The organism is Novosphingobium sp. PhB165, from assembly GCF_004341845.1.
In the GTDB taxonomy this organism is placed as follows: Bacteria; Pseudomonadota; Alphaproteobacteria; order Sphingomonadales; family Sphingomonadaceae; genus Novosphingobium.
Map to the genome: position 1 here is coordinate 414,037 of NZ_SLVB01000003.1, position 24,202 is coordinate 438,238.

At 65.5% G+C, this 24,202-nt stretch carries 20 protein-coding genes; 2 read left to right on the top strand and 18 right to left on the bottom strand.

The features are described from left to right. Window positions 1-273: 273 nt before the first annotated feature. From EDF56_RS10445 to cyoA, 17 genes are all read right to left on the bottom strand, one after another. Window positions 274-1,599 (bottom strand): family 1 glycosylhydrolase, encoded by a 1,326-nt coding sequence (locus EDF56_RS10445; RefSeq protein ID WP_132387015.1) that lies wholly within the window; start codon window positions 1,597-1,599, stop codon window positions 274-276. A gap of 10 nt (window positions 1,600-1,609) precedes the next feature. Beyond that, entirely contained in the window at window positions 1,610-2,455 is an 846-nt protein-coding gene (locus EDF56_RS10450) for an alpha/beta hydrolase (RefSeq protein ID WP_132387017.1), read from the bottom strand. Next, window positions 2,452-2,934 (bottom strand): hypothetical protein, encoded by a 483-nt coding sequence (locus EDF56_RS10455; RefSeq protein ID WP_243652531.1) that lies wholly within the window; start codon window positions 2,932-2,934, stop codon window positions 2,452-2,454. Before EDF56_RS10455 ends, EDF56_RS10450 begins: the two co-directional genes overlap by 4 nt. Further along, complete coding sequence (locus tag EDF56_RS10460) at window positions 2,934-5,222, bottom strand: TonB-dependent receptor (protein ID WP_132387019.1); 2,289 nt, start codon at window positions 5,220-5,222, stop codon at window positions 2,934-2,936. Before EDF56_RS10460 ends, EDF56_RS10455 begins: the two co-directional genes overlap by 1 nt. A gap of 42 nt (window positions 5,223-5,264) precedes the next feature. Continuing rightward, entirely contained in the window at window positions 5,265-6,098 is an 834-nt protein-coding gene (locus EDF56_RS10465; RefSeq protein WP_132387021.1) for a fumarylacetoacetate hydrolase family protein, read from the bottom strand. A gap of 48 nt (window positions 6,099-6,146) precedes the next feature. After that, on the bottom strand, window positions 6,147-7,031 hold the full coding sequence (locus tag EDF56_RS10470) for a VOC family protein (protein ID WP_132387023.1): 885 nt from the start codon (window positions 7,029-7,031) through the stop codon (window positions 6,147-6,149). Further along, complete coding sequence (locus EDF56_RS10475; RefSeq protein ID WP_132387025.1) at window positions 7,028-7,459, bottom strand: heme-binding protein; 432 nt, start codon at window positions 7,457-7,459, stop codon at window positions 7,028-7,030. The genes EDF56_RS10470 and EDF56_RS10475 overlap by 4 nt, the downstream gene beginning before the upstream one ends. Then, window positions 7,456-8,979, bottom strand: coding sequence for a bifunctional 3-(3-hydroxy-phenyl)propionate/3-hydroxycinnamic acid hydroxylase (locus EDF56_RS10480; protein WP_132387027.1), 1,524 nt, complete (start codon window positions 8,977-8,979; stop codon window positions 7,456-7,458). The genes EDF56_RS10475 and EDF56_RS10480 overlap by 4 nt, the downstream gene beginning before the upstream one ends. Before the next feature lie 28 nt (window positions 8,980-9,007). Beyond that, window positions 9,008-10,243 carry an amidohydrolase family protein gene (locus EDF56_RS10485; RefSeq protein ID WP_132387029.1) on the bottom strand — a complete coding sequence of 412 codons (1,236 nt, stop codon included), beginning with the start codon at window positions 10,241-10,243 and terminating at the stop codon, window positions 9,008-9,010. A gap of 350 nt (window positions 10,244-10,593) precedes the next feature. Further along, window positions 10,594-11,523, bottom strand: coding sequence for a LysR family transcriptional regulator (locus EDF56_RS10490; protein WP_132387031.1), 930 nt, complete (start codon window positions 11,521-11,523; stop codon window positions 10,594-10,596). Between the two features lie 22 nt (window positions 11,524-11,545). Beyond that, window positions 11,546-12,136 (bottom strand): response regulator transcription factor, encoded by a 591-nt coding sequence (locus EDF56_RS10495; RefSeq protein WP_132387033.1) that lies wholly within the window; start codon window positions 12,134-12,136, stop codon window positions 11,546-11,548. After that, complete coding sequence (locus tag EDF56_RS10500) at window positions 12,129-13,463, bottom strand: ATP-binding protein (RefSeq protein ID WP_132387035.1); 1,335 nt, start codon at window positions 13,461-13,463, stop codon at window positions 12,129-12,131. The genes EDF56_RS10495 and EDF56_RS10500 overlap by 8 nt, the downstream gene beginning before the upstream one ends. Continuing rightward, entirely contained in the window at window positions 13,451-14,191 is a 741-nt protein-coding gene (locus tag EDF56_RS10505; protein ID WP_347812978.1) for an SURF1 family protein, read from the bottom strand. The genes EDF56_RS10500 and EDF56_RS10505 overlap by 13 nt, the downstream gene beginning before the upstream one ends. A gap of 22 nt (window positions 14,192-14,213) precedes the next feature. Beyond that, window positions 14,214-14,594: a cytochrome o ubiquinol oxidase subunit IV gene (gene cyoD, locus EDF56_RS10510; RefSeq protein ID WP_132387037.1), complete on the bottom strand. Its 381-nt coding sequence runs from the start codon at window positions 14,592-14,594 to the stop codon at window positions 14,214-14,216. Then, window positions 14,594-15,238, bottom strand: a complete 645-nt coding sequence (cyoC, locus tag EDF56_RS10515; RefSeq protein WP_132387039.1) for a cytochrome o ubiquinol oxidase subunit III — start codon at window positions 15,236-15,238, stop codon at window positions 14,594-14,596. The genes cyoD and cyoC overlap by 1 nt, the downstream gene beginning before the upstream one ends. Window positions 15,239-15,241: 3 nt before the next feature. Next, complete coding sequence (cyoB, locus tag EDF56_RS10520) at window positions 15,242-17,248, bottom strand: cytochrome o ubiquinol oxidase subunit I (RefSeq protein WP_132387041.1); 2,007 nt, start codon at window positions 17,246-17,248, stop codon at window positions 15,242-15,244. 7 nt (window positions 17,249-17,255) lie between these two features. Then, window positions 17,256-18,518 (bottom strand): ubiquinol oxidase subunit II, encoded by a 1,263-nt coding sequence (gene cyoA, locus EDF56_RS10525; RefSeq protein WP_132387043.1) that lies wholly within the window; start codon window positions 18,516-18,518, stop codon window positions 17,256-17,258. 194 nt (window positions 18,519-18,712) lie between these two features. Here cyoA and EDF56_RS10530 point away from each other — a divergent pair, with 194 nt between their 5' ends. Then, window positions 18,713-20,026 (top strand): MFS transporter, encoded by a 1,314-nt coding sequence (locus EDF56_RS10530; protein ID WP_132387045.1) that lies wholly within the window; start codon window positions 18,713-18,715, stop codon window positions 20,024-20,026. 242 nt (window positions 20,027-20,268) lie between these two features. Beyond that, window positions 20,269-22,713, top strand: coding sequence for a TonB-dependent receptor plug domain-containing protein (locus EDF56_RS10535; protein WP_132387047.1), 2,445 nt, complete (start codon window positions 20,269-20,271; stop codon window positions 22,711-22,713). A 79-nt stretch (window positions 22,714-22,792) separates the two neighbouring features. On the opposite strand, the gene EDF56_RS10540 is transcribed toward EDF56_RS10535, so the two are convergent. Beyond that, on the bottom strand, window positions 22,793-24,202 hold the full coding sequence (locus EDF56_RS10540; RefSeq protein ID WP_132387058.1) for an efflux transporter outer membrane subunit: 1,410 nt from the start codon (window positions 24,200-24,202) through the stop codon (window positions 22,793-22,795).

Sequence of the window (24,202 nt, forward strand, 5' to 3'; positions counted from 1 at the left end):
CTAAAACTGCGCCACGCTAAAACACCCCGTCGCCCCCGCGAAGGCGGGGGCCCCGCTGCCTTTCGCCACGCAGCAAGAAAAGCGGGGTCCCCGCCTACGCGGGGACAACGAGGTTTGATTTGCGACCTTGCGGGCTAGCCCAACGCTCCGTCACCCCTTCCCCCTCGTCATTGCGAGGAGGCGAAGCTGACGAAGCAATCCAGAGCGGCGCAAGACGCCCTTGGATTGCTTCGCTACGCTCGCAATGACGAAGGTCGTTAGGTTCCCGACCCCCTAGAGCGAATTGCGCTTCGCAATCCCGCCCAGCACCGAAGCACTCGGCTTGGGCGTGCGCGCGAACGTCTTGCGATCCACACTGCACAAGCCGAAACGCGGCTTGTAGCCGAAGATCCACTCGAAGTTGTCGAGCAGCGACCAGTGCATGTAACCGAGCACCGGCACGCCATCGTCCATGGCCTTCTTCAGACCCTCAAGCGCCGCCGGGATGAACCGCGCGCGAAGGCTGTCGTCCTCGGTGCCGACGCCATGTTCGGAGACGAGAACCGGAACCTTGGTCTCTCCATGAACATAACGCACCGCGCCTTCGAGCGAGGGCGCCCAGACTTCGGTGCCCGACCAGTTGCGGTCGCCGCCATCGGGCGGCGGCAAGCGCCCCTTGTCGTTCCACACGGCGCGCTCGTAATTCTGCACGCCGATGAAATCGTCTGCCTTGGCTACGTCCAGCCAGGCCCCGTAGAGTTCGGCGCGCACCTTGTCGCGCATCGAGTTCTTGCCCGCCGCCTGATCGTCCAGCACGGACAGCGTGAAGCCCACGGGCAGATCCCCGCGCACTGCCTTGATCGCCGCGCGAGCCGCCTTGTGCCCTGCCTGCAGGCCCTGTTCGAGCGCGGGAATGTCCTCGGCACCGGCGACATTGGCGCAGATGAACTTCTCGACGCCAAGGCGTTTGGCGGCCACGTCCAGCGTCTTGCGCTGCATGTCCCAGACCGGCGGCGGCAGCATGTTCTTGAGGATCAGCAGCAGGTTCGGCTCATTGAGCGTCATGGCCATGGCGATATCGGCGCCGATGGCGCGCGCCACCTTGTCGCAATAGCGCGCGAAAAGCTGCGGTGCTTCCGGGTTGGTCCAGCCGCCTTGCGCGCTGAACCAGCGCGGCGCGGTGAAGTGGTTGAACGTCACCAGCGGCGCCAACCCGCGCGCGTGGCACCCGGCGACAATGCCCTTGTAGTAATCGAGCATGGCCTGCGAAAACAGGCCCTTCTCCGGCTCGATCCGCGCCCATTCCACGCCGAAGCGGTAGGACGTGAGGCCCAGCGACTTCACGATGTCGAGGTCGGTCGCCCAGAGGCCGAAGCTGTTGCAGGCATCGCCCGAAGGTTCGGCGAAGATGGTCGGCTGCTGGTTCTCGATGAACCAAAGGTCGGAGGCGGTATTGTTGCCCTCGATCTGGTGTGGCGCAGTGGCGGCGCCCCACAGGAAGCCCTTGGGAAACGCCGGGTTCGGGCGCTTCGCGGCGGCGCGGGCCATCATCGGGGCGGCGGCGGCCATGGCACCGGCGGCGAGCAGGCTTCGGCGGTCGAGATTCGCAATCTTGGTCATCGGATGCCCCTCAGGAATGATCGGCGAAGAAGGACAGCAGCTCGTCCGACAAGCGGTGGTCGGATGTGCCGAGGTGCATGGCCATGGAGTAATGGTTGTGGCCGCTGGCATAGTGCGCGCGCGGCAAGTGGCCGTGGCGGCCGAGGCGGGCTTGAAGAAGGCTGGCCCATTCGGCCTGGAAGCGCGGGGGATCGAACTCGGCACAGGCCAGCAGCAGCGGCAGGCGCGTTTCCATCACGGCCGAGAGCGGCATGCGCAGGCCGTAACAGTCCTGCGGGCCGTAATAGAGCATGTCGCGCTCGTCGAGCGGCGTGACCCCGTAGAGCCCGGACAGCAGCGCCGCCCCGCGCACGAGATCGGCGTGATCCTCGCGCGCCTTGAAAAAGGCCGAGACGTGGACCGCGCCTGCCGAGGTGCCGAGCAGGAATATCCGGTCGGGATCGCCGCCGTGCCCGGCGACATGGGCACGCAGCCAGTCGACCGCGAGGCCCACGTCCTCCGCGCCGGAAGGCCACATGTGCTGCGGCGCGAGGCGGTAGTTCATCACCGCGCCGACCATGCCGTTCGCCGCTGCCCAGCGGCCGACATGGGCATTGGCCCATCCGCTTTCGCCGCCCTTGTCGCCGACAAGGAAGCCGCCGCCGTGGACGAACAGCGCCACCGGGCGCAAGTCTTCCGCGGCTCCCGAGCGATAGAGGTCCAGCCGGTTGCGCGCGTCGGGGCCATAGGCGCAGTCGAGCGCCACGAGCGGCAGCGATGCCGCAATCGGGGCCTGTTCCGGCTCGTAAAGCGCGCGGACGGCGCCCACCACGTCGGGGCCGAGCCGGGTGCCGAACTGGCTGATGCTGTCGGTCATGCCGCGTGCTCCCTGAAGATAGTGCCGAACAGCCCGGTCAGGGCAAGCCGCGTGCATAGAAGGCCAAGCGCCGCGCCGTAAACGATCTTGAACGCGAGCGCAGGATGGCTGGAAACCGCATGCAGCGGCCCGAACAGCGCGAGAGCCGCCAGAAGCGCGGCACTGGCGAGCCCCAGCAGCACGCCCTTCGCCACGATCCGCCTAACGGCGCCGCCCGAGGGGCCAGAACCCAGTCCGAAGCAGCCCATCTTGCGCAGCTTCGCGCGAACCAACAGCGCGGGAACGAGCGAGGCCATGAGCGAAACCATCAACCCCTGCGGCAGGAAATCGAGCGCGAAGCGATCCGGCGCCGCGATCGTCAATTGCCGCTCCCCAAGCCCGAAGACCAAGGCGAAGAACGCCGCGCTCAGCACCGCGTTGATCGCCGCGCTGACCGCCTGTTCCTGCCGGAGCAGGCGGTCCATCGCGTGGGATGCCATCAGAACTTGGCGTCGAGGCTGATGCCGACGTTGCGGTACGATTGCGGGCCGTAGATCGCGCCGATGTTGGCCTCGGGCACATTCGCGGCATTCACGCTCGTGTACGGGAAGTTGCTCTGCATCAGGCTCGGTTCGTGGACATTGAAGGCGTTCCGCACGAAGACGGCAACGGTGTAGCGGTCGTCCGCCGTCTTCACGCCGATGCGTCCGCCGACCATCCAGTGCGGCTTGAACGTCGTGTCATCCAGCGAGTTCTCCTCGTACCGGATGCGCGACTTCCAGACCGTGTCCACCGAGAGGAAGCCACCGAAACGCTCGCCCAGCGGAATGTCGTACTGGCCCGACAGGGTGAACTTGTAGCGCGGCGAATAGGCAAGCTGGCTGCCGCCGATATCGGTACCGTCGGTGCCGAGGTAGCTCTTGGGATAGGTCGCCTTGGCGTAGATGAAGCCGGTGTTGAGCGAGAGGTTGTGCGTCACGTTGCCGAAGAAGTTCAGCTCGGCGCCGCGCGTCTTCACGCCGTTCACGTTCTTCTGGACGCAGGAGATGATCGCATTGGCGTTCACCGTGCAGCCCTGCGCCTGGAAGTTGTCGATCTGCATGTAGAACAGGCTGGCATCCGCAACCCAGCCGCCGAACAGCGTGGATTTCAAGCCGAGTTCATAGGAAGTCGGGATTTCCGGGAGCACGACGTAGGGGCTGGTGCCGTCGCTCGGCACCGCGATCTGGCCGCCCTTGAAGCCGCGCGAGACGGTTGCATACGTCATCGTGGAGGACGTCAGGTCATACTGCGCGCCAAGGCGCCACGACCATTTCTTGGTATTGAGAATGGCGCGATCGTTGATGGCTCCGGCCGTGTCGAACATGTCGAGGGAGAGGCGGTCGGTGGTATAGCGCACGCCGCCGATCAGGCGGAACTGGTCGGTGACATGGCCCGTCGCCTGCCCGAAGAAGGCCAGGGATTCGTCGCGGATGGTAAGCGCTTCGGTGACGGCTGGCGGGGCGATCGGGATCACCAGGCCGGGGAACGGTTGCAGGGTAACCCGAACCGTTTCCGGATCGCGAGTCTGCTTCTGGTTCGAATAGAAGGCGCCCACCGTGTACTCGATCGGCTGGCCCGCCGCCGAACTGATGCGGAATTCCTGCGTGAACAGGCTGAGGTCACGATTGACGGGATCATTGTTGACGTGGAGCAGCAGCGGATCGGCGCGGAACACGTCCGAAGCGGCGCCATAGCCCGTCTCGTTCGACTTGCGGGCCGACGTGATCGAGGTCAGCGTGAAGGGATCGGCCTCGTAATCGACTTGCAGGGAACCGCCATAGTTCTCGGACTTGCCGACGAAATGGTTATCCATGCAGTAATCGCGGTTGCCCGGCTTGGCCGTGACGCCGCAGGAGGCAAGGCGGTCCGTGATGCCCACATCGTCGGTGCCCGCTCCGCCAAGGAAAGTGCCGGGGCCGCTGGTCTTGACGAACGTGAAGAAGTCGCCGCCGTTCTCATAGCGGCTCTTCGCATAGTCGCCGATCAGGTTGACGGTGACGCGGTCGGTCGGCTCCCACAGCAGGCGGCCACGCACGCTGTAACGGTCGGTATCGTTGAGATCGCCCGTCGTCGCGTTACGGTTTACGCCCTGCCGCAAGTTGGCAACGCCCGACACGCGCAGCGCTGCGTTGGAGGCCAGCGGCACGTTGACGAGGCCCTGAACCACCTGATTGCCGAACTTCGAACCGGCGGTCCCCGCATCCGAAAGCTCGGTGCGCAGGCGCGCGGAGAAGCTGGTGAAATCGGGCTTGTTGGTGGTGATGTTGATGACGCCCGCCGAAGTCGTCAGGCCGAACAGCGTGCCCTGCGGGCCCTTCAGCACTTCGACGCGGGCGATGTCGAACAGGTCGGAAATGTTGGCATTGCCCTGGCTCACCTGATCGACGACGACGCCGACCGAGGCGACCGCGCCGGGCGAGAACGTCATCGTGCCGATGCCGCGGATCGAGCCGCCGCCGCCGGTGTTCTGGCCGGGCGCGGACTGGATTTCGAGGCTGGGCGCAATGCGGGCCAGATCGTTGACGGTGTTGACCTGCTGGCGCTCAAGCTGCGCGGCGCTGGCGACGGTGATCGAGATCGGAACCTCGGTCACTTTCTCGGCGCGGCGCTGGGCGGTGACGATGATCTCGCCGGTGTCAGAGGCCTGGGGCGCGGCGGCAGCGGCGGCCTCCTGCGCCATGGCAGGCGCGCCAAGCGCGCCAACAGCGATGCCAGAGAGCAGCAGGGCCTTGCGAATGGTGTTCATGATGATCCTCTCCCTTATGTTTCTTTTGTCGTGTGAACGCGGTCAGGCTTCGTCGATAACGGGGTTGGTGAGCGTGCCGATCACGCCGATGGACACTTCCACGGTGTCTCCGGCCTTGAGGTAAAGCGGGGGCTTGCGCTTGTCGCCGACACCGCCGGGGGTGCCGCTGGCGATCACGTCGCCCGCCTTCAGTTCGGTGAAGGTGGAGCAATAGGCGATGACCGTGGGGATATCCCAGATCATGTCCGAGATCGGCTGATCCTGCACCAGTTCGCCGTTCACGCGGGTCTGCACGCGCTGCGCGGCAAGATTCTCGACGTCCGAAGCGACCACCATCGACGGGCCGAAGCCGCCGGTGCCGGGCCAGGTCTTGCCGGGGGTGAACTGGATGTTGTGGCGCTGCCAGTCGCGGATCGAACCATCGTTGAAGGGCGCGAACCCGGCGACGTGCTCCCATGCGTTCTCGGGCGCGATGCGGCGGCCGGGCTTGCCGATCACGACCGCCAGTTCGCCTTCGTAGTCGAAGCGCTCGCTTTCGGGCGGGCGGACGAGTGCCTCCCCATCCGCGATCAGGCTGTCGGCCCAGCGGGTGAAGATCGCCGGGTGTTCCTTCTGCTCGCGGCCGGTCTCGGCGACGTGGGTGGCGTAGTTGAGGCCGACGCAGAGGATCTTCTCGGGGTTCGGCACGACCGGCAGCAGCGTGACGGCGGCGCGGGCGAACTCGCCCGTCACGGCCAGCCCGGCGAGATCGCCGCCGAGCACGTCCTTCAGCCATGCGTCACCGCCGGGCGCGCCGAGATCGAGAACCTTGTCCCCCTCAAGGCGGCCGAAGCTCTTGCTGCCGTCGGGACGTTCGAAGCTGATGTAACGGTTCATGCGTAGTCTCCCCTGCCCCCCGCGATTGCGGCGGCGGCGGTCAAATGGTCAGAGCGGCGCGGCGTCCCAGTCGCGGCGGAAGCGGAAGCGTTCCTCGGCACGGCGCAGGCCGTCGAAATCCTTGTCCGAGATGCCCCACTGGTCGATGCGGTTCGGCGGCCAGGTCCAGTCTTCCGGCGCGCCCACCTTGTAATCCTCGGGCACTTTCTCGACGGCGGTCGAGAATTCGACCACCGGGCCGAACGGGGCGATGAAGTAGGCGTAGACATTGGCGCCGGGGCCATGGCGGCCGGGGCCCCAGGCAGGCACCATCGCATGGTCGCGCAGGCGCCCGATGCCACGCATCACCGCGTCGATGTCCTCCATCTCGAAAGCGACATGGTTGAGCGAGGCGAAACCGGCGCGGGCAAAAGCGGTCGAGTGATGGCTGTCGTTGCAGCGCACGAAGACCATGCCCTTGGTGCGGTCCGAGACGCGGAAGCCAAGGATGTCCTCCACCGCCTCTCCGCAGGCTTCGGCATCGGCGGCGTTGAACACGACGTGGGTGAGCTTCACCGGCAGGTCACGGCCGGTGATCGGCTCTGCTTCGCTGGCGCCTACAAGGAAGCGCAGGATCGTGCCTTCGGGCAGTTCCACCAGCAGGCCCTGCCCGCCGCCGAGGTCTTCGCTGACGGTGGGACGCGCGGTCCAGCCTGCGGCGGCGATGCGCTGCTTCAGGGCTTCGAGTTCATCGGCGGTGCAGACGAACGTGGTCGAGCGGACGAATTCGTCCTCCGCCTTCTCGAACGCGACGAGATAGGGGAACGGGCCGGAGCCGCGCAGGTAATGGGTGCCACCCTGAACCTCGGCTGCGGCCATGCCCCAGATTTCGGTCATGAACGTGGCGGCGGCGGCCGGATCGGGCAGCGCCAGTTCGATGCTGCGCAGTTTCATGCTGCCTGCTCCTGAAGAAGGCCCGCTGCACGGAGACCGGCGCGGGCGCAGTCGGCATCGCACTCGCCGGTATCACCGCTGACGCCGACGGCGCCGATCAGAGTGCCGGCGGCATCGCGGATCACCACCCCCCCAGGGGAAAACGCGATGCGGCCGCCGACGACAGCGGTGACGCTTTGAAAGAAGACGGGATTACCCTTGGCACGCTCGGCCAGAACGGCGGTATCGGTGTCCATGCCCACCGCGCCCTGCGCCTTGGCTTTTGCGATATCGAAACGGAACAGGCTGGCCCCGTCCTCACGGGCGAAGGCCATCGGATGCGCGCCCGCGTCGAGCACGATCACCGCCAATTGCTTGGCATTGCGGGCACGCGCTTCGGCAAGCGTGCCGGTGACGATGGTCTGGGCCTGGGCCAGCGTGAGAGTCATGCGGCAAGTTCCTGATGGCTGAAAAGCTGGGCCGCGCGGGCGGCGAGAAGATCCTCGGCGCTGTGCACGGCAGTACCGAAAACGTAGTGGTCGGGGCGAATGAGCACGGCGTCGGCGTCGTGGGCATCGAGCCACGCCATGACCGCGCCGTTGTCCGGCAGAGTGCTGGCGGAAACGCGGGTCACGCCCTCGGCACTGCCGGCCACGGCATCGTCGCGGACGAAGAGACGCCAGTCGCCGCCGGTCAGATCGTCGAGCTTGCGGCCGTCGAAGAGGATCGGCTGGATGAAGCGCACGCCTGCGCCGGAGGTCTTGGCGAGGACGACGCCCTCCGTGATCGCGGGGATCAGGTCGTGCGCGGTCTCGCCGGCTTTCTGGCGCGCTTCCTCGCGGATGCGGGCGTCGCGCAGGGCGGCCTCGGCAGGGTCGAGTTCGCAGATGTAGCGCCCAGCGGCAACGGCAGCGCCGATCACCGCGCGGACATGCGGATCGCGCTCGCGCTGGTAGGTGTCCAGCACCGAGGCGTCGGCGCCGTGGTTGGCCACCGCGTCCATCTTCCACGCCAGATTGGCGACATCGCGCAGGCCGTGGCACATGCCCTGCCCGAAGAACGGCGGCGTCTGGTGCGCGGCGTCTCCGGCAAGGAACACGTTGCCGACCTGCCACTGATGCGCGACGAGGCCGTGGAAACGATAGGTCGCCGCGCGCACGATCCGGTGCGGCACATCGGCCATCCACGCGCCCACGAGTTCGGCCACCTTCTCGGGCGCCATCATCGCGGTATCGTCCTCACCGGGAAGCAGCATGAACTCCCAGCGGCGATGGTCGCGGCGGCCGGGAACCACGGTGGCGGGCCGCGAGGGATCGCACATCATCACCGACAGGCGCTGGAGATCGGCTCCTTCCGGCACTCCGGAGAGCGGCGGGAAGGCAACCGGCCCCTCCACTTCGGCATCGACGACGAGCCAGGGTTCCTCGAAATCGAGATCGTCCAGCACGACACCCAGCGCCTTGCGGACCGAACTGCGCGCGCCGTCGCAAGCGATCACCCAGCGCGCCTCGGCCACCTCAAGCTTGCCGCCGACGAAGTATTCGACGGCAACGCCGCGCTCGTCCTGCGTGAGGCCAACGACGCTGGCGCCCAGCTTCAATTCGACATTGGGCATCGCCGCGAAGCCGCCGCGCAGATGCGCTTCGAGTTCGGGCTGGTAGAAGAAATAGTCGTTCGCCCACCCGAACGGGCGCGGTTTGCCCACCGTGCCCATGTAGCGGATCACGCCGTGGTCGGCGCCGATATGCAGGTGCCCGTCGGTGGCGACCATGTCGCGTTCAAGGTCGTTCAGGACCGTCGTGGACTGGAACAGGCGCATCATCTCGTGATCGAGATGGACCGCGCGCGGCAGCGGATAGTGTTCCAGTTCCCGTTCGAGAACCAGCACGGTGAGCCCTTTCAGGCCGAGAAGGTTCGCGGCCAGCGCGCCCACAGGGCCGCAGCCTACGACAACCACGTCGTACGACATCTTGTAAGCCCCTAGATAGGCGTCGGCATTAAGCCGTGGTCTGGATCTCTGCGGGCGCCTTGTGGAACGCCCCGCCCTTCATGATCATGGTCAGCCGGTCCTTGTCCTGCAGCACCGCGACGTCCGCCGTGGGATCGCCGTCGACCAGCAGCAGGTCGGCCAGCCAGCCCTGCTTCACCAGCCCAACCTCAAGGCCCATCAGCTCGCCCCCGTACTGGGTGGCGGAGCGCAGGGCTTCGGCGGGAGTGAAGCCGAAATACTGGACGAAATGCTCCAGATCGCGGGCGTTGAGGCCATGCGGGTTGAAAGGGAATCCGTAATCGCCGCCAGTCAGGATGCGCACGCCGCGCGCCTTGAGTTCGGGCACCAGCTTGCCTTCAAGGCCCATGCGCTCATGGGCGCTGGCCTTCATGTGCGTCATGTCGACATGCGGCGGCGGGTTGGCCTCGATGGCCGCCACCGAAACGCCGGGACCGGGCGCGTAGAAGAACTTGTCCTTGTCCGCCGCCATCCGATCGACAGTCGCCGCATCGGCGAACGAGCAGTGATAAAGAATGCGCGCACCGGCATCGAGGGCAAGGCCGATGGCCTCTGGCGAATAGGCGTGGGTGGCGATCCACATCCCCGCCTCGCGCGTTGCCTGTCCCGCCGCCAGCATTTCCTCGCGGGTGTAGAGCACCTGCATCGCCGAGCCGGGCTTCAGCGCATCCTCGCCGGAAACGACCAGCTTGATCGACTGTACGCCCTCGTCCTTGCAGTAAGCCACGAACTGGCGCATCGCATCGGGCCCGCGACCATTGAACACGTCGCCGGTCTCGACGCCTTCTTCGCCTTCGGGGCTGCGTTCGAGAGTGGAGGGAACCATGCGCGGCCCAGGCGTCTCGCCGGCCGCGATGGCTTGGGCCAGTTCCGGCTCGATCATGTCGCCCAGCGCACCGGCCGAGTAAATCGACGTGAAGCCATGATCGAGCAGCACGCGCGCATTGCGCCATGCCGCGACCTTCAGCTCGTCGGGCGGGAGGATGAACTGGTGGTAGATCTTTTCGACCGAAGACCCCCAGGTGAGATGGGTGTGCGCGTCGACGAGACCGGGCATCAGCGTCTTGCCGCGCCCGTCGATCACAACGTCGGCAGCTTCACCCGCCAGCGCGTCGTCGCCGTAAGCCACTCGGGCGATGCGGTCGCCGTCCACCAGCACCGAGCCGGTCTGGAGAGCGCTGCCGCTGCCGTCGAAGATGGATGCATCGCGGATCAGGGTCCGCATGGCTCTCTCCCGTGTGTTCGTTTGTTGAGCCCGATCTAACGTATAGAAGGCCCCAAAGTAAAATAATGATATTTCAGATTGCCATAGCTGGAGACTATGGAATGACCCTCACTGCATGAACGAAATTGGCCCACTTTGCTTCGTCGCCCCCGCGAAGGCGGGGGCCCCGCTTTTCTTGAGTTCACGCGGAGACGCGGAGACGCAGAGAGACCGTGCAGCAACTCACCCTCTCCTCTGCGTCTCCGCGTCTCTGCGTGCTGAAAGAAGAACAAGCGGGATCCCCGCCTTCGCGGGGATGACGGGCTTTTGAGGGGCTATTGCGCTGCGGAAGCAATAGTAGGCGACGGAAGCTACAGAAGGACGGGAAGCGCCGCCAGCATCGCCTCGGCCAGCGGCGAGAGCGTGCCGCCTTCCATGCGCAGGACGCCGACGCTGCGCTCGAACACCGCCTCGGCAATGGCGATGGCGCGGATCGAACCGTCGGAGGCGCCGTCCAGCGCCACGGTGCGGGGCAGCACGGTCACCCGGTCGGTCTCGCGCACGATGGCCCGCGTGGTCAGCAGGGAATCGCAGCGGATCGTCGTGCGCGGCACCGAGACGCCCGCCGCGATGAACAGCGCGTCGACCTGACGGCGAAACGCCCCGCGCGCTTCGGGCAGGACCCAGGCCAATGCCTCAACCTCGCGCAGCGACACCCGGTCCGCCAGCGCCGCATGGTGCGGGCCGACGATCAGCGCGAAGGGATCGCGCGCCGCCGTGGTCTCCACCATGCCCTCGGGCACGCTTTCGATCCGGGTGGTGACCATGGCCAGTTCGATCTCGCCCTGTCGCAGCATCTCGTGAAGTTCGGCATCCGGACGTTCGACCACGCTGAGCGCGAAATCGCCCAGCGCCGCCTCCACGCGCATGATCGCGCCGGGCAGCAGGGTGAGCAGCGCGCCGGGGGTGCCGCCGATGCGCAAGGGGCCGGAAATGCGGTGCCGGGCATGCTCGACGTCGCTCACCGCGTCGGCCAGCAGGGTTGCCAGCGCTTCGGAACGGCGCTGCAAGGCAAGCCCTTCGCGGGTGAGCACGATGCCGCCGCGCCCACGCTCGAACAGCACGGTGCCGAGCCGGTTTTCCAGCAGCGCGATCGTGTTGGAGACCGACGGCTGCGACAGGTTCAGCGCACGCGCGGCGGCGCTGATCGAGCCGGTCTCGCAGACGGCGCGGAACGTCAGCAGCGCGCGCGGATCCACGGCAGGAAGGCGCGCCTTGCGCGGCGCGGAATGCTCAGCCATGTCCCCCCTCCCTCGCTACCTGCTAAACCTGCCGCTTTTCGAGCTTGCGCGCCAGCGTGCGGCGATGCAGCCCCAGACGGCGCGCGGCTTCGGAAATGTTGAACTCGCATTCGACCAGAGTGCCGTGGATATATTCCCACTCCAGAGTCTTGATCGAACTGCGGCGCCCGTCCACCGGCACACTGGCATCGCCCTTGCCGCTGGCGAAAGCGGCCTCGATATCGTCGGTATTGGAAGGCTTGGCGAGGTATTGCGAGGCGCCCAGCTTGATCGCTTCCACGGCCGTCGCGATCGAGGCATAGCCGGTCAGCACCACGATCCGCGTCTCGGGCGAGCGCGCGTGGAGCGCCTGCACCACCGCCAGCCCGGACGAGGCGCCCAGCTTGAGGTCGATCACCGCATATTCGAAATCCTCCGCCGCGCAGAGCCCTTCGGCCTCTTCCGGGCTGGCGGCGGAACTGACGCGGTAACCCCGCCGCTCGAACGAGCGGCGCAGCGTGCGCGCGAACGTGGGATCGTCCTCTACGATCAGCAGGCTGGCGATTTCCGCCCCGTTTACAGCAGTATTGATGGCATCGTTCACGGCTGCTGGGGTCGTGGCAGGCTCAGTCATGGGGCGTTCCGGCGTTGTCCTCGCCCTTCCTGGGCTCGTAGGCCAGTGTAGCAAGGGGAATGGCAAGTTGCACCCTTGCGCCGCCATCGACCAGATTGTCGACCGCAACTTTGCCGCCCAGCTTGCGGATCACATTGACGACAAGGAACAATCCCAGCCCGCCGCCGTCGCGCCCCTTGGTCGAGGCATAGGGCTGCCCGACGCGCGGCAGGATCTCCGCCGCGAAACCGGGGCCCCGGTCGCTGACGGTCAGCACCAGCCTGCCGCCTTCCACCCACGCCTCGATCACCACGAGGCCGGGCGAGACTTCGACGGCATTGTCGATGACATTGCCGATCACCTGCTTCAGGCCGGGATCGGAGACGATTGTGCGGTCCACGTCGATGGAATCGAGGAAGCGCAACTCGCCCGCCATGCGCGGCCGCCATTCGGCCAGGATCTCTCCGATGAAGCCGCGCAAGGTGGTGACGGCGGGCGCAATGCCGCGCATCTCGCCCGCCGACATCAGGATGCCGCTGACGATCGTCTTGCAGCGCTCCAGTTCGCGCCGCACGTCGACGAGGTCGGCGGCGAGGTCCGGATCCTCGGCGATGGCGGGTTCGTGGCTCCAGTCGCCGAGGATCACCGAGATCGAGGAAAGTGGCGTGCCCAGCTCATGCGCGGCGCCTGAGGCGAGCAGGCCCATGCGGATGATGTGGTCCTCCTCGGCCGCCTGCTGGCGGAGCGCGGCCAGCTTGGCGTCGCTCTCGCGCCGGGTCAGGTCGAGCCGGGCGACGAAGACGATCAACAGCACCGCCGCCAGCACGAAGCAGAGCAGGCTGCCGTAGATGTAGAGCTGGAACGGGTCGCCCGCGTGGTGCACCGGCAGGCGCAGCGGGTGGTAGTAGAACGTCAGCAGCAGCACGCAGAGGCAGGCGTTGACCGCCACCAGCGAACTCCACCGCAGATCGAGGATAACCGCCGCGATGACGATCTGCAGCAGGAACAGGAACGTGAAGGGATTGGTCGCCCCGCCCGAGTGGTAAAGCTGCCAGCACAGCGCGACGACGTCGATCATCAGCGCGCCGAACAGTTCGCCCTGCGTGAACGACTGCCGCCGCAGGACGACGCTCGCCGAGACGAGGTTGACCACGATCAACAGCAACGGCGCCAGCAGCAGCGGCGCCAGCGACAGGCGCACGCCCAGCACTTGCTGGACGACGACGATGGTGATGAGCTGGCCGATTACGGCGGTCCAGCGCAGCTGCATGAGCAGCACGATATTGGCGCGGCTGGCGGAACTTCCGGGAAGGCCGCGCGGCGCGAATAGATCGATCAGCCGTTCCATCGGCGGCGGCGCCAGACGAAGACCAGCGCCATCGCGGACATCGCCGCCATCGTGAACCAGGTCAGCGCATAGCTGAGATGGTTGTCCGGGAAGTGGATCTGGGTCAGCCCCGGCACCGGCGCGAGGCCTTTGGGCCTGACGGCATCTTCCACTTGGGCATCGACGAAGGCCGGTACCACCGCGCCGATCCCCCGCGCCTGCGCCAGCGCATTCACGTCGCGCGAATACCAGCGGTCGGCCTGCGGCTGGTTCGACTGGAGCAGGCTGCCGGCGGGCTCGTTCACCCGCAGCAGGCCGGTGACCGAGACCGGGCCTTGCGGCGTGGTCGCGGCGGCGACAGCCGCCGTGGTGCCCGCCGGCACGAAGCCGCGGTTCACCCAGACCTGTCGTCCATCGTCAAGCCGCAAGGGCGTCATCGTCCAGTACCCGGTCCCGAGATCGGTAGCGGCCCGCACCACCGCGGTCGCCTTCCCTTCGTAGCGCCCTTCGATCGAAACGCGAAGATAGGCAAGGTCGGTGGCACCCTTCCCCGCCAGCACGGCGTCGGCGGGAAGCGGCACCGGCGCGGCGCGGGTCCGTGCGTCCACTTGCGCGATCAGCGCGTGCTTCCAGTGCAGGCGCTGCACCTGCCACACGCCCAGCGCGATGAAGAGCGCCATCGCCACAAGCAGAAGCGCGGCAAGCCCCCAGGGCCGCCGCGCTTCATTGGTCTCGATCACATTGTGCATGATGCGGCTGAAATCGTGACGATCAGGGCAGCTGGCCCATGTCGTGCGCGTTCATCGGCATCATGTTGTGGTTCAGGTGGTACATGACCCACAGCGAACCCGAGAGCGTGATCACCAGCACCACGATCGTGAAGATCAGCGCCATGACCGTCCAGCCATTCTCGGACTTGGTGTTCATGTGCAGGAAGTAGATCATGTGAACGACGATCTGCACCATCGCGAAGGCCATGATGACAAGCGCAGTGGTCGACTTGTCGGCAATCGCGCCGGTCATCACCAGCCAGAACGGAATGGCGGTGAGGATGACCGAAAGGAAGAAGCCGATCAGGTAGTCACGCAGAGTGCCGTGGCCGCTGGCGTGCACATCGTCGACGTGCTCGTTGGGGTGGACGTGGTCGCTCATCACAGCATTCCCATGAGATAGACGAAGGTGAAGACGCCGATCCAGATGACGTCAAGGAAGTGCCAGAACAGCGAAAGGCACATGAGGCGGCGCTTGTTGGCCGGGATCAGGCCCTTGGTGCCGACTTGCGCGACCAGCGTGAACAGCCAGATCAGGCCGAACGTCACGTGCAGACCGTGGGTGCCCACCAGCGAGAAGAACGCGGTGAGGAAGGCCGAACGCATCGGCGTCGCGCCTTCGGCGATCATGTGATGGAACTCGAAGAGTTCGATCGACAGGAACGCCGCGCCGAACACGGCGGTGATCAGCAGCCAGATCTGGGTCGCGCCCTTCTGGTTCTTCTCCATCGCGATCATGGCGATGCCGTAGGTGATCGACGAGAACAGCAGCATGGCCGTGTTCACCGCGACGAGCTTGAGGTCGAAGAGATCCTTCGGCCCCGGCCCCGCCGCGAAGTTGCCGCCCAGCACGCCGAAGGCGGCGAACAGCATGGCGAAGATGAGACAGTCGCTCATCAGGTACATCCAGAAGCCCAGCATGGTGCTGCCGCCTTCGGGATGATCGTGCTCGTTCAGGTCGTAGAACGCAGCCTGGAGCTGCGCCTGCGACAGGTTGTGGCTCGTATCAGCAGTAGTAGCAGTCATCGATCAGGCTCCCACTGCCGCGAGCTGGCGCGTACGCTCGGCCTCGGTCGCTTCGACCGTCTCGACCGGGATGTGGTAATCGCGCTTGTAGTTGAACGTGTGGAAGATCGCATAGCCGATGATGCCGAGGAACGACACGGCGGCGAGCCACCAGATGTACCAGATCATCGCGAAGCCAAGCGCCGTCGAGATACCGGCAAGGATGATCCCCGCACCGGTGCTCTTGGGCATGTGGATCGGACGGAAGCCCGAGGTCGGACGTTCCACGCCGCAGCGCTTCATGTCGTCCCAAGCGTCGATGTCGTGCACGATCGGGGTGAACGCGAAGTTGTACTCCGGCGGCGGCGAGCTGGTCGACCACTCAAGGGTACGGCCGTTCCACGGATCGCCCGTTTCGTCCTTCAGTTCCTCACGCTTCCAGATCGACACGGCGAACTGGACGAGCATGGCACCGATACCGCCAGCGATCATCAGCGCGCCGAAGGCGGCAACGATGAAGAACGGCTGGAGCGACGGATCGTCGAACACGCGCATACGGCGGGTCACGCCCATCAGGCCCAGGATGTAGAGCGGCATGAACGCGAACCAGAAGCCCGGGACCCACAGCCAGAAGCTAACCTTGCCCCAGAACTGGTTGAGCTTGAAGCCGAAGGCCTTGGGCCACCAGAAGTTGATCGCCGCGAAGATGCCGAACAGCACGCCGCCGATGATGACGTTGTGGAAGTGGGCAATCAGGAACAGCGAGTTGTGCAGGACGAAGTCGGCCGGCGGCACCGCGAGCAGAACGCCGGTCATGCCGCCGATGGTGAAGGTCATCATGAAGGCGACCGTCCACATCATCGGCAGTTCGAACCGGATGCGGCCACGGTACATCGTGAACAGCCAGTTGAAGAGCTTCGCGCCGGTCGGGATCGAGATCACCATCGTGGTGATGCCGAAGAACGAGTTGACGCTCGCGCCCGAACCCATCGTGAAGAAGTGGTGCAGCCAGACGAGGTACGAGAGGATGGTGATGACCAGCGTCGCGTAGACCATCGACGAATAGCCGAACAGGCGCTTGCCGCAGAAGGTGGCGGTGACTTCGGAGAAGACGCCGAACAGCGGCAGGATGAGGATGTAAACCTCTGGGTGGCCCCAGATCCAGATCAGGTTGACGTACATCATCGGCGAACCGCCGAAGTCGTTCGAGAAGAAGTTGAAGCCGAGGTAACGGTCAACCGACAGCATCGCCATCACGGCCGTCAGCACCGGGAAGGCGGCGACGATCAGGACGTTGGTGCAGAGTGCGGTCCAGGTGAAGATCGGCATGCGCATCATGGCCATGCCCGGCGCGCGGAGCTTGACGATGGTGGCGATCAGGTTGACGCCCGAAAGCAGCGTGCCGACACCGGCGATCTGCAAGGCCCAGATATAGTAGTCGACGCCGACCCACGGGCTGTACGCCAGATTGGACAGCGGCGGATAGGCCAGCCAGCCGGTCTGCGCGAACTCGCCGATGAACAGCGAGGCCATGACCAGCACGGCGCCGGCGGTCGTCATCCAGAAGCTGAAGTTGTTCAGGAACGGGAAGGACACGTCGCGCGCGCCGATCTGCAGCGGCACCACGTAGTTCATGAGTCCGGTGACGAAAGGCATCGCCACGAAGAAGATCATGATCACGCCGTGCGCGGTGAAGACCTGGTCATAGTGGTGCGCCGTCAGGTAGCCGTCGTTGCCGTTGAACGCGATCGACTGCTGGATACGCATCATCACCGCGTCGGCAAAGCCGCGCAGGAACATGATAAGGCCGAGGATCATGTACATGACCCCGATCTTCTTGTGGTCCACGCTGGTGAACCACTCCTTCCAGAGATAGCCCCAGAGCTTGAAATAGGTCAGCCCGGCCACCAACGCCGCGCCGCCAAGGGCGACGACGACGAAAGTGGCGAGCACGATCGGTTCCTGTGGCAGGGCGTCCCACCACAGGCGGCCCAGTAACGGGCTCCAGTGCGAATGGTCTACGGCTTCCATTGTTCTGTCAGTTCCGGGAAATCTGAGTGGGATGCGCGGGCGTCTGTGCGGGGGCGGCAAGCGCCTCCTGGCCGTGCGAGAAGATCGGTGCCGACTGCGGCTCGCTCAGACCCGCACCGCTCAGGACGCGCGGCGAGGCCGGTGCCTTGATCGTGTGATCCGGCGCGGAGCCGGGGTTCTGGCGGCAGAGCGCGCGGACCCAGGCCAGCTCGCGCTGCATGGCGGCGGTCGGGTTCGCGGTGGCCTGGGCGGCAGCCTGGCGGCCGCCACGGTCGTAGGCCAGCATCTGCACGTTACGGATGCCTTCCTTGCCGAGGCCGCCGCGCGCGTCGATCGCCATCATGTCGCTCATGCACATCTTGCCGGGCTCGACGCACATGTTGAGGATGGCATTATAAAGGTCGGGCGAAACCGACGCGAAACGCATGACCGGCACCTTCTCGCTCGGCTTTTCGAGCTGGAGGTAAGCGGCGCGGTCAAGCGTACCGGCATTTGCCTGTCCACCAGCCTTCACGCCCTGTGCCCACTGGTCGAAGCCGGCGTCGGTAACCGCGTGCGTGGCAAAGCGCATGTGCGAGAAGCCCGCGCCCGAGTAGTTGGCCGAGAAGCCGATGAACTCGCCCGGATGATTGATCACGGCGTGCAGGCGCGTTTCCATGCCGGGCATGGCATAGATCTGGCCGGCCATGGCAGGCACGAAGAACGAGTTCATCACGCTCGAAGAGGTGATCTTGAACTGCAGCGGACGGTTGGTCGGCACGACCAGTTCGTTGACCGTGGCCACGCCCTGCTCGGGATAGATGAACAGCCACTTCCAGTCGAGCGCGACGACTTCGACCTCAAGCGGCTTGGCGTCGGCGGGAACGGCGGTGGCGGCGTCGATACGGCCGATGGTGCGGTAGGGATCGAGAAGGTGCGTGCTCACCCAGGTGATCGCGCCAAGGCAGATGATGATCAGCAGCGGCGCTGCCCAGATCAGGAGTTCAAGCTGGGTCGAATGATCCCAGTGCGGGTCGTAGCGTGCCTCCTTGTTGGATGCACGGTAGTGCCACGCGAAGAACGCGGTGGCGGCCATGACCGGAAGGATGATGATCAGCATCAGCAGCGTGGAAGTGACGACAAGGTCACCCTGCTGCTGCGCGACATCCCCGGAAGGGCTCAGCACTACAGAGTTGCAGGCAGTCAGCGCGCCCGTCAACGACAGGGCGGCAACGATCTTGGCGAGCGCGGATGGATGCCGCGGCTTCGGTCGGGACTCGGGTGGGCGCATGGCGCTGCGCCTAAGCTGATGCCGCGATTGCGAACATAGGACATTTTGTCCAATCCCCTTGAACGCAATCAATGCCGATAGGGCCCCTCCATGTACACGGGCGTTTTCGCGCGTCCGCTTTGATTCGTCCGCGACCGATCGTGCGCGATCCGCATGGCCGGAAACGGACCCGAGACGAAGGCCGCAGATTCGAAATGACCAGCACACCCCAGTCCAGAGACGCCCTGGGCCTGCCGACGTTCAAGGAGCACCACCAGCCCTCCCCGGGTGAGATCGCCATCGGCGTCATCATCGGGCGAACCTCGGAGTTCTTCGACTTCTTCGTCTATGCCATCGCCTCGGTTCTGGTTTTCCCGAAGCTGTTCTTCCCGTTCGTCGACGCGCTGACCGGCACGATCTACGCTTTCGCGGTCTTCGCGCTGGCTTTCGTCGCCCGTCCGATCGGTTCGCTGGTCTTCATGGCGATCGACCGCGCCTATGGCCGCGGCACCAAGCTGACGATGGCATTGTTCATGCTGGGTGGCTCGACCGCGGCGATCGCGTTCCTGCCGTCCTATGCCTCGGCGGGGATGACCTCGATCTACCTGCTCTGCCTGTTCCGCCTCGGCCAGGGCTTCGCCCTTGGCGGCACGTGGGACGGTCTGGCCTCGCTGCTCGCGCTCAACGCGCCCGAGCACAAGCGCGGCTGGTATGCGATGATCCCGCAGCTCGGCGCGCCGTTCGGCCTGATCGTGGCCAGCTCGCTGTTCGCCTTCATGATTGCCGAATTGCCTTCCGCAGACTTCCTTGACTGGGGCTGGCGCTATCCCTTCTTCGTGGCCTTCGCGATCAACGTGGTGGCGCTGTTCGCGCGCCTGCGCATCGTCGTCACGGACGAGTTCGAGAACCTCTTCACCACCCGTGACCTTCAGGCAGTGAGCGTCAGCTCGACGATCAGCACCCAGTGGCGCACGATCGTGATCGGTGCCTTCGCCCCGCTCGCCAGCTTCGCGCTGTTCCACATGGACACGGTGTTCCCGCTTTCGTGGGTGTTCCTGTTCACCAACGATTCGCCCACCGGCTTCCTGCTGATCGAAGCCATGGCCGCCGGCTTCGGCGTGCTTGCCATCGTCGCCTCGGGCGTGATCGCGGACAAGTACGGCCGTCGTAACCTGCTCGGCACCTGCGCCGTGGGCATCGCGGTGTTCTCGGGCTTCGCCCCGCAGCTGCTCGATGCCGGTCCGCTGGGCGAAATCACCTTCATGGTGATCGGTTTCATCCTGCTCGGCCTGTCGTTCGGCCAGTCTTCGGGCGTCGTCGCCTCGGCCTTCCCGACCGAGCACCGCTATGTCGGCTCGGCGCTCACGAGCGACCTTGCCTGGCTGTTCGGCGCCGGCTTCGCCCCGCTGGCGGCGCTGCTGCTGTCGGCCAACTTCGGCCTGATCGCCTCGGGCGCCTACTTGCTCTCGGGCGCGCTGGCGACGCTGATCGCACTCTGGCTCAACAAGGGCCTCGCCAGCCGCAACTGATCGGCGGCAACGCTGGCAGATTCGAGGGGGCGCTTCGGCGCCCCCTTTTTTATGCATTTTCTCCCGGCGCGGCAAAGAGAGGCGAATCGCGACATTCCAGACGCTTGAGCAAGTTTGATCACCTGTTCAAATAACGCCCTCCCGTAGTTTTACAGAAATGAGGCCATTTCATTTGACAATCTGCGACGCCCCCTCGCACCCATAGGCATAAGAAAAGTTTATAAAAACCGGAGGGAGAGTTCATGCGCGCTTACAAGCAGCTTCTGTTGGGATCGGTGGGCCTGTTGGGGATGAGCACCCCCGCACTGGCACAGGACCAGCAGCAGCCGGCAGCCGCCGAGGCCGCCGCAAACGAGGCCAGCAACGTCATCATCGTTACCGCGCGTCGCCGCGACGAAGATGTGCAGGACGTGCCTGCTGTGATCGACACGGTAACGGCCGATGACCTCGCCAAGCTCAGCATGCGTGACTTCAAGGAAGTCTCCACGCTGGCACCGGGCCTCCAGCTCGAAACCAATGCCAACGGCATCGGCGGCAGCGCCAAGATGCGCGGCGTCAACTTCGACGTGAACGCCAGCGGCAACAACCCCACCGTCGAATTCTACATGAACGACGCGCCGATCACGGCCGGCGTCATTCTTCAGCAGATGTACGACATCGGCCAGATCGAAGTGCTGCGCGGTCCCCAGGGCACCCTGCGCGGCCGCGCGTCCCCCTCGGGCTCGATCACGATCACCGCGAAGAAGCCGGATCTCTATTCGTACGGCGGCTTCATGGACATGACCGCCAATGACATCGGCACGATCAACGCCAAGGCCGCGCTCAATATCCCGATTGTCGAGGGCATTGCCGCGATCCGCGCCGCCGGCGTCTGGGACGAGAACGAGGGCGACCGCGTCCACTCGATCTACAACAATCCCGATCCGTTCGGCCGGACCAAGAGCGGCCGTCTGTCGGGCCTTATCACGCCGAGCGACTGGCTGCGGTTCGAAGGCATGTACCAGCGGATCGACTTCACCGGCCGCACCTACGACCAGGTTGCCTCGTTCTCCGAGGTCAATCCCGACGCCGATCCGAGCCCGGTGGACATCCGCACCAAGGATCGCCTGTCGATCCAGCAGGCTCCGCGCGATATCCGCCAGATCTTCAACATCTACAACTGGCGCGCCGAAGCAAGCCACTGGGGCCAGCGCCTGATCTATCAGGGTCAGCATTACACCCAGAACATCCACTCGACCGACAACGTCGACGACGGCAATTTCTTCGACGGCGACATCAACCAGATCAGCCACACCAAGTCGACCTCGGGATCGCATGAAGTCCGCCTGCAGAACGACGAGCGACTGTTCGGCATGCTCGATTATGTCGTCGGCTTCTTCGATGCCACCAACAATCCCGATACCGTGCTGAGCAGCCCGACGCCGGTCCGTCTGCCCGATGCTCTCGGCGGCGGTATTGCCCAGATCGTCAACACGGCTGTCGAGAGCAAGGGCAAGTCGCACGAACAGTCGATCTTCGGCAACCTGACCGCGCATATCGGCGACCTCGAAATCGCCGGCGGCGCACGCCATATCGACTATACGAACCGGGGCATCCTGCTGGTTGGCGGCACCGCCATTTCCGACCGTACGCAGCATGAGAAGCAGTGGATCTACAGCGGCTCGGTGAAGTACAACTTCACGCACGACCTGATGGTCTATGCTTCGACCGGCAGTTCGTGGCGCCCGGGCATCGACGTGGTGGGTGACTTCAACATTGCCCCGTCCGACCTCGAAAATTCGTTCCTGCACCTGCCGGCGGAAACCTCGAAGTCCTATGAAGTCGGCTTCAAGTCGACGATGCTGGACGGCCAGCTGCGCTTCAACCTCACCGGCTACCACCAGAAGTTCAAGAACTTCCCCTTCCGTGCACCGGGTTCGGGCGTCTATTACATCAACACCGTTGCCGTGCGTGACGCGCTGGGCAACGTAACCAGCACGGCGCAGCAGGTCGGCCAGTTCAACTTCGTCGGCGCTGTTCCGGTGGAGGTCAACGGTGTCGAGGGCGACGTCTCCTACACGATCCTGAAGGGCTGGGATCTCAGCGCCGCAGCCAGCTATTCGATGGGCAAGATCAAGAACGGCACGGTGCCCTGTACCGACCTCAATCGCGACGGTGTTCCCGATTCGATCACCAGCGCACCCAGCCTGCAGCAGATGGTGGCGGCCGTCGGTTCGGACAATATCGCGTCCTGCCAGGTCAATCAGCGTTCCGGGTTCATGGCGCCGTTCAGCGCGACCGTGCAGAGCGAATACACCTTCCCGGTCATCAACGGCGGCAATGCCTATATTCGCGGCCTGCTGACCTACTACGGCAAGTCGCAGGTCGATCCGACCAACCCCTATGACGATGTGAGCGACTATGCTCTGGTCAACCTCTTCGCCGGCCTGCGTTCCGACGACGGGGCCTGGGAAATCGGCCTCTATGCGAAGAACGTCTTCGACACCACGAAGACGCTTACTCGCACGACGCCGCTGTCAACCAGCTATCAGCAGCTCGCCTGGGGCGGACAGTTCGATCCGAGCACCGGCCGCCCGGTCTTCACCGGTTCGTCGGGTGCGAACTACACCAGCACCTACACCGGCGTGACCACCACCGCGCCGCGCGAATTCGGTATCAACGTGCGCTACGCCTTCGGCTCGCGCTGATAATCGGAAACGGACACGAAAAGGGGCGGCAAGGCACATGCCTTGCCGCCCCTTTCTGTTTGCCCAGAAGCCGGGAGGATCAGGTTTCCTGCCAGTTCCCGCCCAGCGCGCGGAACAGGTCCACTTGCGCGAAAGCCACTGCACGCGTCGCCGCCGCATAGTCGGCGTCCGCGCTGGCCAAAGTGCGCTGCGCATCGAGCACGTCGAGCGCGTCGATCTGCCCCCTGCTCTGCCGCGCCATGCCGACATCGGCGGCCCGCTGCGCTGCATCGCGCGCAGCGGCGAGCCGGTCCTTGCGCAGCAGCGCATTGCGATAGGCCGAAAGCGCCGTCTCGGTCTCTTCCAGCGCGCGCAGCACGGTGCCGTCGAACGTGGCGAGATCGGCCTTGGCATCGGCCCGCGCCCCGCCGATCCGCGAGCGGATCGCTTCCTGATTGGGGAACGCCCACGAGATCATCGGCCCCACCAGCCAGCGCAGCGGCCCGCCACCGAAGATGTCGGTCGCGCCCAGCGCGGTCGTGCCGATCGAGCCGCCCAGCGTGATCTTCGGATAGAGATCCGCCGTGGCCACGCCGATCCGCGCGGTGTCCCCGGCAAGGCGGCGTTCGGCCGCCTTCACGTCCGGACGACGCGCCAGCAGCGCCTGACCATCACCCACCGGGATCGGCTGGCCGACATCGGGCGTCGTGGTCCGATCGCGCACCGAGGCGGGCAAGTCCTGAGGAGTCCGCCCGGTCAGCGTCGCGAGCCGGAACAGCGCGGCATTGCGAGTGGCCTCCAGGCTCGGGATCGCCGCCGCCTGCTGCTCGCGCAGCTGGGTCACGCGGATGACATCGAGCTTCTCGTTAAGACCGCGATCGAAGCGAGCCGTGGTGATCCGCTCCGACTTGTCGAGCAAGGCCACCGTGCGCTCGGCAACGGCGATCTGCTCGGCCGCGCTGGTGGCATCGACATAGGCGCGCACGGTATCGGCAACGACCGTCACCCGCACCGCGTCGGCATCCTCCTGCGCGGCGCCGAGATCGGCGCGCGAGGCCTCGATCCCGCGCTTTACGCGGCCGAACAGGTCCAGCTCGTATCCGACCGAGAACTCGCCATCGACCGTACGGCCCTGCCGGTCGGCACCGGGCAGGACCTGGCTTTCCGAAACCCGGCCATATGTCGCGCTGGCGTCGATCCCGGTCTGCGGCAGGGCCTGCGACTTCGATCCGCGCAAGTTGGCGCGTGCCCGCTCGATCCGGGCCACCGCCACGCGCACGTCGGTATTGGCGGCGAGCGCATCCGTAACGAGCCCGTTCAGCACGGGATCGTTGTAGAGCCGCCACCAGTTGTCATCGGGCGCGGCGGTGGACACTTCGGCGGACTGGACGCCCGTGAAGGGCGCCCCTGCCGTAGCCGGCGGCGTCGGCGCAACATAGTTGGGTCCGACAGCGCAGGCCGAGAGGCTGGACGCGGCAAGAAGTGCCGCGACCAAAGTTTTGATATTCAT